Below are 12,459 nucleotides of genomic sequence, written 5' to 3'. Positions count from 1 at the left end.
GAGCCGCCCGGCGTGCCGCTCCCGGGGCTGACGGATCGAGCCGGTTTTGGACCGGATGGAGCCCGCCGGCCGAGGGCGCCGGACCGGCTTGCGAAGCCTGTCTGCGCGGATGGCTCGAGACCTTCGGACCGTGCAGTCCCTGACGGATCCGGGCGAAGGCGCCAGGACCGGTCAGCGCAGCCTGGGTCAGCGCAGGGCCGGCGGAAGGCGCCGCTTCCAGCGTTCCCCGAGCCGCAGGTCCTTCGTTCGCCGCCCGGCCGTCGATCGCGGCGACGGACCTTGACCGGACGCGGCCGCCAGGAGGGGCGCCTCCGCGACGGGCAGGGGCGGCTCTGCGGCCGGACGCGGCGGTGCCGCCTGCACCTGGGGGGCGATGTCCTGCTCGGACGCGGGAGCCCGGGTACGGCGCGGCCGCCGCACCCGAGGTGCCGGCACGGCCTCGTCCGCCGGTTCGGCCACCGGCTCGTCCGGAATCTCGAACATGGGGACGAGGCTCGGCAGAACCCGGCGAGCCGGTGTCTCCGGCGCCTTCCGTTCCGGGCGTTGGGCCGGTGCCGCCTGAGGCACGGATGCCGGCGGCTCCATCGCGGCCTGCGCCAGTTCCGGCCATAGAGTCTTGTCCGGGCGGGAGCGCGCTTCAGTGGCAGTCAGCGATGTGCGGGCCGGACGGGTCTGCTTGACTTCGACCATGAACGGTCGCGCGCTGCGGCGCTTCATGTAAGACGATCCTTGGAAGCATTCGAGCCCGCACATCGGCGGCACGAACATATCCAGGTTAAGCCTGATCTCGGCCGTTGTCCAGAAAGACGGGCGCGTACTGATCAAATTTCTTTGTAGTTGAAATCGGCTGCCGTCATATCCAAGCGGTGAGCCGAGAAATGGAAGTCGTGTTCACCGGGGCCATTCAGGAAGGTGTTGCGTGCTGCTGCAGGAGGGGCGCCACCCGGCCGGCCCGCGTGCGGGAGCTGCGGCGGCGAGGACCAGGGTCCTTCCGGATCGGGCGGCCTGCGCCGGCGCGGAGTTCGGCCGGCGCCCGCACCCGGACGCTGCCGTCCGTGATCGTCACCGCGGCGGTGCCGGACGCGACGCCTTGCAGCGCTGCAGGGCGCCCTGGATCGTCGCCGACAAAGTCATCACCTCGGCGAGAACTTGCTCATGGCCGATCGTCGCGCGTGATGATCGGCGATCGATCGCCGACGTCAGTTCAGGCGCCGTCGCTGCTCCACCATGTGCCGCTGTGCCAGCCGCCGTCCCAGCGCCATCAGCAGCGCGTCCGCCTGGGCCTTCAGCACCGGATCCCCGGCGGCGACGATCGCGTCCTGCGCGGCGATGGCATGCTCGACCGCCCGGTCCAGCAGCGTCTCCCCGGCACCGGGCGTGACCTCATCGGAGAGGCCCTCGCTCGCGCGCAGCCGCGTGACGTCCACCAGGATTCCGCGACCGCCGGCCGGCCGGCCCGTATGGTCGCCGAAGATGCGGCCGCGGGCCAGAACCCAGTGAGTCCGGCCGTCGATGGAGATCACCCGGTACTCGGCGATGTACGGGCTCCCCTCCGCAGCGCTGCGGCGGATCAGGCCGATGACCCGTTCGCGGTCGTCGGGATGGGTGATCCCGTCGTAGAACGCCAGCGGGAGACCCGCTTCGGCCTCGGCCGGATCGACCGTGAAGAGGCGAGCCGCGAAGGCATCGACCCGTACGCGGTCCGTGGCGGCATCCCAGTCCCAGTGTCCGATCATGTCCGCGGTCTCGCCCGCGATCGGGAACGCCCTGGAACGGTTCCGACCGGCGTGCGGCTTAGTCTTGGGCATGGCGGTGTTCGTATTCGTCCCCGATCACCTCTTATTAGGATGTCTGTCACAACCTCAAGGGATTCTTAGCGCAATTATGCAACTGTTGCTTGCTGGGCACTCGCGTGTCGGCATTCTTCTGTATTATGAATGCTTCCGCCAGCCTGCGTGCCGAAGCTTGACCGCCGATGGGACCCAAAGCACCTGATCCGGGCGGATCCTTCGGGGATGCGGCGCCGGAGGACAACCCGTTCGATCACCGGGCCCGTCCGCCCGAATCGGCGACGGGGCGGCTCCTGCAGCGGATCGCCGAAGCCCTGGCGATTCCGGCAGCCACCCTGTACGGCACGCGCGCCGCCGAACGGGACGATGGCGGTGCCGAACGGCGCGCCGACGAGGCGGAGGCTCTCCTGTCCGCCTTCCGGCGGATCGAGGATCCCGAGCTTCGCCATCGTCTCCTGGACCTCGTGCGGAATCTCGCGGAGCGACGCGCTTCGTTTCACCCGTGACGCGCTTCGCCCCTGATCCGCTTCGCCCGTCACGCGCTTGGCCCGCCACGTGCTAACCTTTGCCGGGTTGCAACGCTCGGGCGAGTCGGCATGCTGAACAGACGATCCTTCATGGCCCTGTCGGGCGCCGCTCTCGCGGCCCCGGCCTTGGCGCAGGGCAGTGCCGCGCGGACGCTCAAATTCATCCCGCAGGCCGACCTGACGGTGCTCGATCCGATCTGGACGACCGCCTACGTGACCCGCAATCACGGGCTCGCCGTGTTCGACACGCTCTACGGCACCGATGCGCGCTATGCCGCCCAGCCGCAGATGGTGGCGGGCCACACGGTGGAGAACGACGACAAGCTCTGGCGCCTGACCCTGCGGCCCGGGCTCACCTTCCACGACGGCAGCCCCGTGCTCGCCCGCGACTGCGTGGCGAGCATCGCCCGCTGGGGCAAGCGCGACGCCATGGGCCAGACGCTCATGGCCTACACGGACGAACTCTCGGCCCCCGACGACCGGACGATCCAGTTCCGGCTGAAGAAGCCCTTCGCACTCCTGCCGGAGGCCCTCGGTAAGGTCGGATCCTCGATCTGCGCCATCATGCCGGAGCGGCTCGCCAAGACCGACCCGTTCACGCAGGTGACCGAGATGGTCGGCAGCGGCCCCTTCCGCTTCAAGGCGGACGAGCGCGTCGTCGGCGCCCGGGTGGTCTACGAGCGCTTTGCCGGCTACGTCCCCCGCGAGGGCGGCGAGCCGCAATGGACCTCGGGTCCGAAGCGCGTCTTCGTCGACCGGGTCGAGTGGCACGTCATTCCCGACCAAGCCACCGCCGCCTCGGCCATGCAGACCGGCGAGATGGATTGGTGGGAGCAGCCGCCGGCCGATCTCGTTCCGACCCTGGGCGGGCTCACGACGCGGATCACCGACCCGACCGGCCTGATCGGCTGCCTGCGGATGAACCAGCTTCAGCCGCCCTTCGACAACCCGGCCATCCGGCAGGTGCTGCTGAAGGTCGTCGACCAGACCGACTTCATGCAGGCGGTGACCGGCACCGATCCCAAGCTGATCCACGTGCCCACCGGGTTCTTCTGCCCCGGCCTGCCGATGGCGAGCGATGTCGGCCTCGATGTCCTCACGAGCAAGCGCGACTACGAGGCGGCCAAGACGGCGCTGGCGGCGGCGGGCTACAAGGGCGAGAAGGTGGTGCTGATGGGCGCCTCGGACTTCCCCAGCCTCAAGGCGCTCGCCGACGTGGCGGCCGACATGCTCACGCGCGCCGGCTTCAACGTCGACTATCAGGTCATGGACTGGGGCTCGGTGGTGCAGCGGCGCGCCAAGAAGGACCCGATCGCCCAGGGCGGCTGGAGCGCCTTCTGCACTTTCTGGGCGGGGCTCGACCAGGCCAACCCGGCGGTCAGCGCCTTCCTGCGCGGGACCGGGCAGAGCGCCGCGATCGGCTGGCCCACCAGCGAGAAGATCGAGGCGTTGCGGGACCAGTGGCTGGATGCTCCGGACACCGCCGCGCGCAAGCAGCTCGCGGGCGCCCTTCAGCGCCAGGCCTTCACCGACCTGCCCTACCTGCCCCTCGGGCAATATTTCAACCAGACCTCGTACAAGCCGTCCCTGACCGGCGTGCTCGACGGCGTGCCGATGTTCTGGAACGTGAAGAAGGGGTGACGGGCGGCGGACCGCCGTCCCGACCCGGACCTGCGGCACGGCGGTCGCTCCGAACCAGACCGAGGCCCCGGCGTCGGGAGCCGCCCGCCGTGTCTCCGTCCCGGCGAGCGGCGCCGGCAACCCGGAATCGCGGGACGTCACCGAGCGTCGCGCGGCCTGGATGGCCGCCGGATGGCGCTTCGCGCCCCGCAGGTGCGGCAGCCCGGCGCGCGCGCCTGCAGGCGATCGCGGCCGGCAGCCTGGCGGACGCATACGCCGTCGGGCTTCGACAGATCCGATCCGTTGAAGCCCGATGGCGCTTCCCAGCCGCGGCGGCCGCGGGTTAAGCTGAGGTTGGCACAGGTCACAACCAGAGATGACCGGCCCGCGAGGAAGCCCGAGACGAGACGCCCGGCCCGCCGCTCACGGGGGCCCCCGCGGCGACGTCGAGCCCCGTGCGGGCCCGGCCGTGATCTGGAGCCGTGACCTGGAGCCGTGACCTGGATCGATCCGGACCCCGGGGGCCCGGCCCGAGCCCACGACACGCGCGAGGATAGGCCATGGACGACGCCGCCCTGGAACGCTCGGCGATGCGCAGGATCGGCTGGCGGCTCGTGCCGTTCCTGATCCTCGCCTACTTCGTGTCCTTCCTGGACCGCGTGAATGTCGGCTTCGCGGCGATCCAGATGAACCACGATGTCGGCCTGTCGGCGACCGTGTTCGGCTGGGGCGCCGGGATCTTCTTCCTCGGCTATTTCCTGATGGAGATCCCCAGCAACCTGATGCTGGAGCGCTTCGGGGCGCGGCTGTGGATCGCCCGGATCATGGCCACCTGGGGCCTGATCTCCGCCGCCATGGCGCTGGTGCAGGGGCCGTGGTCGTTCATCGCCCTGCGCTTCCTGCTGGGGCTCGCCGAGGCCGGCTTCTTCCCCGGCGTGATCCTCTACCTCACCTACTGGTTCCCCTCCGCCTACCGGGCGCGGATCATCGGGATCTTCATGATCTCGATCCCGATCTCGTCCTTCCTCGGCTCGCCGATCTCCGGCGCGCTGCTCAACGTGACGGGGTTCGGCCTCGCCGGCTGGCAGTGGCTGTTCATCCTCGAGGGCCTGCCGGCGGTGGTCCTGGCCGTCGCGGTCCTGTGGTTCCTGCCGGACGGGCCGCGGGAGGCGGCGTGGCTGCCGGCGGCCGAGCGGGACTGGCTGGAGCGGCAGCTCCGGTCCGAGGCGGCGCGCAACACCCGCCGCGGCGCGCCCGCGAAGCCGCCGCTCTGGGAGATCCTGCGCGACCGGCGGCTCGCCCTCTTCGCGGCGATCTATTTCGGCTCGACGGCGAGCAGCTACGGGCTGTCGTTCTGGACGCCGCAGATCGTCAAGAGCTTCGGCCTCGGCAATGTCGAGACCGGGCTCCTGAACAGCATCCCGTACGGATTCGCGTCCTTGGCCATGGTCCTCTGGGGCCGGCACAGCGACCGGACCGTCGAGCGGCGCTGGCACCTCGCGCTCTCGTTCCTAGTCCTGGCGCTGGGGCTCGCGGGCGGGACGGTCCTCTCGGGGCTCGGCCCGGTCGTGGCGGCGCTGACGGTCGCGGCGGTCGGCGTCTACATGCTCAAGGGGCCGTTCTGGGCGCTCGCGACCGAGCAGATGCCGCCCGCCACGGCGGCGGCGAGCATCGCGGCGATCAACGCGGTCGGAAATCTCGGCGGCTTCCTGGGCCCCTACCTGATCGGCGCGATCAAGGACGGGACCGGCAGCTTCACCCTGAGCCTTCTGCCCCTGGTGGCCTTCGCCTTGCTCTCGGCCGCCCTGTCACTGGTGCCGGGCCGTGCCCCGCGTCCCGACCGGGGTACGCCGCGCCCGTCGACCGTCTGAGCCCGGCGCGGCGGCGAACCGAGTCTGGGACCGGCCGGTTGGCCCTGGTGCCGCCATCGCCCGGCACGGGGCCGATCCGGACCGGATCGGGGCCCGCCGGCCGGGCGCACCGATGACCGGGAGCCGGACCCATGACGTTGGACGACGCCTTACGGGACGCCATCCGGGCGGAGCCGACGCGTCAGGCCGAGGCGGATCGACCGCGAGGCTCTGCCGATGGTGACCGCCGGCGCGGTCGCCGGCGGCTCGCGCGGCTCGCGCGGCGTCGCGGACATCTTCGCCGGACGATCGAGCCCGGCGGCCGGGCCGCCCGTGACCGAGATGCCGTCAGGAGATCGCCGTGCCCAAGCTCAACGCCATCCTGGAGACGGCGCTGTACGTCGCGGATCTCGACCGCGCCGAAGCCTTCTACCGCGACACGATGGGATTGCCCTGCCTCTTCACGGATTTCCGCATGCGGGCCTTCGACGTCGGCGGCCGCGGCGTCCTCCTGCTTTTCCTGGAGGGCGGGTCCCTGCAGCCGATCGAGACGCCGGGCGGACTCATCCCGCCGCATGACGGCCGCGGCCCGGCCCATGTCGCGTTCTCGATCGACGCGGACGTCCTCGCGTCCTGGGAGGAGCATCTCGCGGCCTCCGGCGTGGCCGTCGAGGGGCGCACCCGCTGGCCGAGGGGCGGCGTCAGCGTCTACTTCCGCGACCCGGACGGGCACCTGCTTGAGCTGGCCACCCCCGGCCTCTGGAAGGGCTACTGAGGCGGCGCCGGGTCGCGTCGGGGCGGCCCTCAACGCCGAAGGGGCCGCGTCCTTTCGGACGCGGCCCCTTGCGAGCTCGGCTTGGCGCGGCGGTCGGGATCCGACCGCCGCGGCGCGGTCTTAGTAGGAGCCGAACTTGTAGTTCAGGCCGGCGCGGACGACGGCGAACTCGTCGGAACGGCGGCCGATGCCGCTGTAGACGACGGGGAAGTTGTTGGCGGCGTTGATGACGAACGCGCCCTGGTTGCGGGTGTTGCGGTCGAGGTTGACGTACAGGCCTTCGACCTTGAGCGTCACGGCCGAGGAGCGGAAGAAGTTCAGGAAGGAGTCGGTGGGGAGCGCGTACTCGACGCCGCCGCCGACGGCCCAGCCGGTGCGGAAGCTGTCGTTGCCGGCGTAGCCGCCGAAGGAGCGGTCGGCGCTGCCGGAGCCGTAGGCGAAGCCGCCGGTGCCGTACACGAGGGTGCGGTCGAAGGCGTAGCCGAGGCGGCCGCGGACGGTGCCGAAGAAGTCGAGGCTGGAGAGGCCGCGCGGGTCGGTGACGTAGTAGCCGGGGGCCAGCGCGCCGGCGACGAAGGCGTTGTTCCGGTTACGGCCGAAGTCGAGGTACTGGGCGTCGGCCTCGATACCGAACACGACGCCGGAGCCGGGGGTCAGCTGCCAGTTGTAGCCGATCTGGCCACCGCCGGAGAAGCCGTCCTGGCTGCGGTTGCGGAAGGAGGCGACGGTGCCGGGGGCGGCATAGGGGAACGGCACGGCGAAGGTGTTGCCGGTGTTGCGGTCGCTGGCGTCGAAAGCGTAGCCGGCGTTGATACCGAAATAGGCGCCGGTCCAGGTGAAGACCGGGACGGGGGTGAAGACCGGCGGCGGGGCGGCGCGGCGCGGCAGGTCGGCGGCCGAGGCGGCACCGGTCAGGAGGGCCGTGGCGGCGCTCGCGAGAAGAAGCTTCTTGATCATCTGGTCCTCTGTCTCCCGTTAGGCGGGATGTGTGCGGGGCGGACAGGACGTCAGGATGTGCGGACGCGATAGTGCATTGTTGCAACAGCGTCGGCGGGGGTCCGGAGGCGGTGGACCGGAAGGTGCGCTGGAGCACATCATCTCGGCGTCGTGATCGAAGGATCGGGAACTATTTCGTGACATCTGCCGCGTCGCCCCGCCGCGATGACCAATATGTCGGGCGTCGCCCGCTCATCTCTCCGCGTCTCGCCACGCGCGGGCGATCCGATCACGCCGAACCGCTTCGGCGAAACGCTTGATCCAAGTTGTTGTCCGCGCCGTCGCGCGCAGTGAGGCTTCAACCGAAGAAGACGCCCGAGGCGACCCCGAGGCGACGTCGCGGAGGGCGCTTCATGGATCGATCGGCCTGCTTCCACGACGCGTCCCAGATGGCTGAACGTCCCCTGGATTCCGACGCCGGTCTGGTTCGGGCCTCGTGCCGGCTGGCGACCGCCCGCTTCCTCGAGGACATCGTGACGATCCTGCGGGAGACGGCCCGGGAGATCGCCGGCTCCGATGGGATTGCCGTGGTGCTGCGCGAGGGCGACGCCTCATTCTACGCCGCCGAGGACGCCATCGAGCCGTTGTGGCGCGGCCGCCGGTTTCCGTTGATGGACTGCGTTTCGGGACGGGCCATGCTCGATGGCGCGACCATCGTCGTGCCGGACATCGAGTGCGATCCCCGGGTGCCGATCGCGGTCTACCGACTGACCTCGATGCGCAGTCTCGTGGTGGTTCCGATCGGCTCCCCCGAACCGGTCGCCGCCCTCAGCGCCTATTGGTGCGCCTCCGTCATCCCCGACGACGGGACCGTTCGCCGGCTCGAGGGTCTGGCCCGGCACGCGGCGGCGGCCTTGGATCGGATCCGTCCGAGCGGCCCGTGACGGTCGGTGCCGGCCGTTCGGATCCTGCGGCCCGGCGGGATCGATCGGTCGCTCAGGCCGTTCCCCGCCTTCATCGCCCTGCACGGAAGTCCCAGACCCTCCTCATGAAGCGCCTCACCCTCATCGGCATCTTCGTCGCTCTGCTGCTCGCCATTGTGGCGATCGCGGCCACGTGGTCGACGGTCACGCCCGTCAATCCGGCCGTCGCGCCGGATACGTCGTCGACACCCAACCCCACCGCCCAGCGGAAATGATGCGGCATGACGGGCCGCCCGGCGTGCCGATCCTGGTCGACCGGACCCGCTGATGAAATCTCCGTCGAGATTCTGGCAAAGCGGCACATTTCTATGCCAGATCATCCCGGTTGTGCGGCCGGGATTCGCGTCATGAGTGAGATTTCGAGGACGCCGATCGACGCGACCGACGGATTCAATACGCCGTTCGACCGGTTGCAGGCCGCCCTCGATGCATCCGGCGTGGTCGGCGCCTGGGACTGGGACATCCGCCGCGGCACCATAGTCTATGATGCCGGCGCGGCCCGGCTGCTCACCGGCGATCCGGCCCTCGCCGGTACGGAGATCAGCGGCGCCGACGCGCTGGCCGCCGTCCATCCGGACGACCATCCGTGGCTGCTGGACCAGGTCCAGCGGGCCGTGCGGTCGGGTGGTCTGGTGCTGGCCGAGTACCGCGTCGTGCAGGGCGGAGCCGAGCACTGGCTGATCAGCCGCGGACGGACCGTCCCGGATTCCGCGGGGCGGCCGGTCCGGGCGCGTGGCATCATCATCGACATCACGGAACTCCGGGAAGGCGGCGACCGCTACATCTTCACCAGCGCGGCGGCGCCGGACGACCCCTTGAGCCGTGCGGCCGATCTGGCCATCGCGCTGAGGCAGACGCTCGGCGAGGATGCGGCGGCGGAACTCCGCCTCGCGGCCGACGGATTGTTGATGAGCCTCGGCCGCGCCCTGGCCCGGACGATGGGTCGACGCTGAGCGGGATCCGGGTGAACTCCGACCGGACCGCCCGCGCGATCCTCCGGGAGGATCCGCCGGGCTGGCCCGGAGGAACGCAAGGCACAGGATCTCGAGGCCGCCCGCGAAGCGTTCGGAACGCGTGCGCCGGACCGTTCGGCCGGCCCGGCGAAAGCGTCCGATCCTGATGCCCTCGGCAGCGGTCCCGCGTCCGCGGCCCTGCGGATCCCGGGCCCGACGAAGCTCCCGAAAGCGGCGGCGAGGACACCCGGCCGCCCGAGCCGCTGCGCGGCATGCCAACCTGGGGCGCCTGACGGCGATCGCCGGCACGGTCCGGGGCCACCGCCGACCGTCGCGTCGGCGACGCGCCTGTTCGCGATGCCATTGCCGGTTCCGGCAAGCGGGCGGCTGCGCCGCACGGGTGCCGAATCTGGCCGCCACCCGGGTGTCCATGATCCGGGACGATCTTCGGTGGCACGAGACGGGTCGTCACGCGATCCCGGTGACCGACGCGGCGCCATCGCCTCTCGGAGGCCGTAGGGCACGAGAAAATCGGAATCTATTCGATGAGTCTTCGTTCGATTTTTACCTTGTTTAAACCCTTGTTGAGCCCAAACGATCTGAACGTAAACCGCTATTTGGAAATCTGCACATGAACGAGACCTTCGATGAAGCCTCCAACACCTTGGCCGTTATAACGGCCGAGCTTGTTGCGGCCTACGTGTCGAACAATCCGGTTCCGGCCTCGGAGTTGCCGGCCCTGATCGCGCGGGTGCATGGCGCGGTCAGCGGGCTCGTCGCCGGGACCCTGACGCCGGAATCCGGGGCGGCGCCCCAGGCCGAGATCGAGAAGCCGGGCGCGGCCCAGGTTCGCAAGTCGGTCCGGCAGGACGGGATCGTCAGCTTCATCGACGGCAAGACCTACAAGACGCTGAAGCGCCACTTGGCCAGCCACGGCCTCGATCCACGCAGCTACCGGGACCGCTACGGCCTTCCGGCCGACTACCCGATGGTCGCCCCGGGCTATGCCGAGCAGCGCTCCGCCCTCGCCAAGGCGATCGGCCTGGGCCAGCCCGGCGCCATGGCCCGTCGCGGCGGCGCGAAGCGCTGATCCCCCGCGGGCGTGACGCCGCCCGGACGGCGCCGCGTCCCGTTCCCCCCGACGGAGCTGGGATCGTCAATCGTCCGTCACAGCGACGGACCGGCCGGGGGCAGCCGCAGGGATATCGTCCGCCTCCGTCCGGCCATGGCCATAGCCCCCCGGACAATCAGCCGGTCTGCCGGTCGAGGCGCTGCGCCATCGCCCTTGGCCGCCGGGTGATCGGCAAAGGCGATCGCCTCGGCTTCCCTGAGACGAATCTCCGCAGGTCTCGTCTCGGGACCAGGGTGCATCGCGCTTCGAATCTGTATAGAACATATCATGAACAGAGCGCTTCGGATCGGCAGTTTCAACCGCTGACGCGTCCTGTCTGGGATCGCGGTGGAGCCCTGTGGATTGATCGAGAGAGCCTCAAGGCCGACGCGGCTGTACCGTTTCCACTGTACGGACGGCCACGAGCTGGTGACCGACCTGTGCGGCAGCCGGTTGCCCGACGGGGCGCCGATGCGGGCCCATGCCGAGCGCGTCGCCCTCGCTCTGATGGAGCGGGTCGTGGAGCGGTTCGATTGGTCGGGCTGGCAGGTCGAGGTCTACGACGCCAAGGGGCGGCGCGTCTGGATCCGGGCCTTTCCCGACGTGAACGTCGACACGCGGGCCGCCTGAGGCAGGCGGCCGCCCATAAGGAGAAGCAGATGGCCTACAAGCCGAAATCCGCCGCGGAGACCAAGGCGCGGGATCTGGGGCTCGCCCTGGCCCGGATCGCCGAAGGGGCGGGCCTGCCGGCGAGCATCGGGGTCGATCAGGTGCGGCGCGCGAGTCCGCGGCTGACCCCTCTGGCGGTCGGCCAGATGGTGCGCAAGGAGCGGGACACCGTGGAGGCGACCCTAGCCGAGCGCGGACTGGCGCTCGTCGATTATTCCGATCAGGGGCCGGGTCGCGGGATGGAATTCTGCATCGACACGGCCACCTGAGCGGCTCGATCAGGCGGTCGCCGGGCGGCTGCGCAGGAGACGGCCCAGGAGGCGGAACGGCAGCAGCGGCAGCTTGATCAGCGCCGTGACCACCAAAACCGCCACGACGGTAAGAAGCGCCAGAACAGAGTTCATCATGCGCGTCGGACTCCCATGACCGGCTCGCCCCTCGGGCCGGGAGTGCTATGGGGCGCCCGGAACACGGCGAGACTATGAACGGGTCAGGGCCATTCGGTCGCAGCCGGCCGTCGGGGATGAGCGTGGGCTCTGTGGCTCCGCTCGGGTGGTCCCACCCCGCAGGCCCACGCTGCGCCGTCGGGAAGCGGTTCGGGGAGGAGTTCGACATGTGCAGGCGTCTCGCCGGCGGCTTGGCCGGGTTCGCGGTCACGGCTGTGCTGCCCCTGGCCGGGCCAGCCGCCGCCCAAGTTCAGGCTCAGGTCGTCCAAGCTCCGATCGTCCAGGCACAGGTCCATGTGCGCTATGCCGATCCGGATCGGTTCACCGATGCCGAGAACCGGTTCGGCTCCGGGCAGCCGCTCCGGGTCACCCTCGCCGAGCTGACCCGGATCTTCCGGGATCTCGGCACGGCGCGGCTCCGCCCGGATGAGCGCCTCGACATCATCGTCCTCGATGTCGATCTCGCCGGCTTCGAGCGCCCCGGCTTCGCGACGCCGACGGGCCTGCGGGTCGTGACGGATGCGACGCCGCCACGGATCCGCTTCGCCTATGTCCTGCACCGCGGCGGCCGAATCGTCGCGCAGGGCGAGGACACGGTGACGGATATCAACTTCCTGCTGACGTCCAACCCGCGCTTCTCCATCGGCAGCCTGTATTACGAGCGCCAGCTCCTGCGCGACTGGTTCGCCCGGCGCTTTCCGGAGCCGGCGGGCCGCCGCTAGGGCACGTCACCGGCGGTTCGTCCCTGCATTCGTCCTATCGGATCCGACAGGGCCGCGGACATCCGCCGTGGCGCTCG

At 70.3% G+C, this 12,459-nt stretch carries 15 protein-coding genes; 11 read left to right on the top strand and 4 right to left on the bottom strand.

The features are described from left to right. Positions 1 to 186 precede the first annotated feature (186 nt). The gene (locus tag MCBMB27_RS18265) at positions 187 to 717 is read right to left on the bottom strand and encodes a hypothetical protein (RefSeq protein ID WP_075382019.1); all 531 of its coding nucleotides are present in this window, start codon (positions 715 to 717) and stop codon (positions 187 to 189) included. Positions 718 to 1,199: 482 nt separating this feature from the next. Beyond that, positions 1,200 to 1,736 carry a PAS domain-containing protein gene (locus MCBMB27_RS18260; RefSeq protein WP_236952743.1) on the bottom strand — a complete coding sequence of 179 codons (537 nt, stop codon included), beginning with the start codon at positions 1,734 to 1,736 and terminating at the stop codon, positions 1,200 to 1,202. A gap of 239 nt (positions 1,737 to 1,975) precedes the next feature. On the opposite strand from MCBMB27_RS18260, the gene MCBMB27_RS18255 reads away from it, so the two are divergent. The 4 genes from MCBMB27_RS18255 (at position 1,976) to MCBMB27_RS18240 (ending at position 6,562) form a co-directional block, all read left to right on the top strand. After that, positions 1,976 to 2,296 carry a hypothetical protein gene (locus tag MCBMB27_RS18255; RefSeq protein WP_075380996.1) on the top strand — a complete coding sequence of 107 codons (321 nt, stop codon included), beginning with the start codon at positions 1,976 to 1,978 and terminating at the stop codon, positions 2,294 to 2,296. A 90-nt stretch (positions 2,297 to 2,386) separates the two neighbouring features. Then, the gene (locus tag MCBMB27_RS18250) at positions 2,387 to 3,958 is read left to right on the top strand and encodes an ABC transporter substrate-binding protein (protein WP_043348046.1); all 1,572 of its coding nucleotides are present in this window, start codon (positions 2,387 to 2,389) and stop codon (positions 3,956 to 3,958) included. A 539-nt stretch (positions 3,959 to 4,497) separates the two neighbouring features. Then, positions 4,498 to 5,808, top strand: a complete 1,311-nt coding sequence (locus MCBMB27_RS18245) for an MFS transporter (RefSeq protein WP_075380995.1) — start codon at positions 4,498 to 4,500, stop codon at positions 5,806 to 5,808. Between the two features lie 340 nt (positions 5,809 to 6,148). After that, positions 6,149 to 6,562, top strand: a complete 414-nt coding sequence (locus tag MCBMB27_RS18240; RefSeq protein WP_075380994.1) for a VOC family protein — start codon at positions 6,149 to 6,151, stop codon at positions 6,560 to 6,562. Positions 6,563 to 6,682: 120 nt separating this feature from the next. Here the strand turns inward: MCBMB27_RS18240 and MCBMB27_RS18235 are convergent, their stop codons facing one another. Then, positions 6,683 to 7,519, bottom strand: a complete 837-nt coding sequence (locus tag MCBMB27_RS18235; protein ID WP_083683604.1) for an outer membrane protein — start codon at positions 7,517 to 7,519, stop codon at positions 6,683 to 6,685. 428 nt (positions 7,520 to 7,947) lie between these two features. On the opposite strand from MCBMB27_RS18235, the gene MCBMB27_RS18230 reads away from it, so the two are divergent. The 6 genes from MCBMB27_RS18230 (at position 7,948) to MCBMB27_RS18210 (ending at position 11,483) form a co-directional block, all read left to right on the top strand. Next, positions 7,948 to 8,442, top strand: coding sequence for a GAF domain-containing protein (locus MCBMB27_RS18230; protein ID WP_075382017.1), 495 nt, complete (start codon positions 7,948 to 7,950; stop codon positions 8,440 to 8,442). Between the two features lie 104 nt (positions 8,443 to 8,546). Then, positions 8,547 to 8,696: a hypothetical protein gene (locus tag MCBMB27_RS30270; RefSeq protein WP_164706361.1), complete on the top strand. Its 150-nt coding sequence runs from the start codon at positions 8,547 to 8,549 to the stop codon at positions 8,694 to 8,696. Positions 8,697 to 8,702: 6 nt separating this feature from the next. Continuing rightward, on the top strand, positions 8,703 to 9,434 hold the full coding sequence (locus MCBMB27_RS18225) for a PAS domain-containing protein (RefSeq protein WP_236952742.1): 732 nt from the start codon (positions 8,703 to 8,705) through the stop codon (positions 9,432 to 9,434). A 631-nt stretch (positions 9,435 to 10,065) separates the two neighbouring features. Further along, positions 10,066 to 10,524, top strand: coding sequence for a Ros/MucR family transcriptional regulator (locus MCBMB27_RS18220; protein ID WP_043348035.1), 459 nt, complete (start codon positions 10,066 to 10,068; stop codon positions 10,522 to 10,524). A 384-nt stretch (positions 10,525 to 10,908) separates the two neighbouring features. Next, a complete protein-coding gene (locus MCBMB27_RS18215; RefSeq protein WP_210274908.1) occupies positions 10,909 to 11,175 on the top strand; it encodes a DUF6894 family protein in 267 nt (88 codons plus the stop codon). Between the two features lie 29 nt (positions 11,176 to 11,204). Beyond that, on the top strand, positions 11,205 to 11,483 hold the full coding sequence (locus MCBMB27_RS18210; protein WP_043348032.1) for a hypothetical protein: 279 nt from the start codon (positions 11,205 to 11,207) through the stop codon (positions 11,481 to 11,483). Between the two features lie 9 nt (positions 11,484 to 11,492). Here the strand turns inward: MCBMB27_RS18210 and MCBMB27_RS30845 are convergent, their stop codons facing one another. Next, positions 11,493 to 11,621: a hypothetical protein gene (locus MCBMB27_RS30845; RefSeq protein WP_257787387.1), complete on the bottom strand. Its 129-nt coding sequence runs from the start codon at positions 11,619 to 11,621 to the stop codon at positions 11,493 to 11,495. 206 nt (positions 11,622 to 11,827) lie between these two features. Between MCBMB27_RS30845 and MCBMB27_RS18205 the strand changes: the two genes are divergently transcribed. After that, positions 11,828 to 12,382, top strand: coding sequence for a DUF3016 domain-containing protein (locus MCBMB27_RS18205; protein WP_075380992.1), 555 nt, complete (start codon positions 11,828 to 11,830; stop codon positions 12,380 to 12,382). The last annotated feature ends 77 nt before the right edge of the window (positions 12,383 to 12,459 follow it).

Source organism: Methylobacterium phyllosphaerae, from assembly GCF_001936175.1.
Classification (GTDB): Bacteria; Pseudomonadota; Alphaproteobacteria; order Rhizobiales; family Beijerinckiaceae; genus Methylobacterium; species Methylobacterium fujisawaense.
Note: the sequence above shows the minus strand (reverse complement) of the source record. Positions and strands in the feature narration are given on the sequence as shown.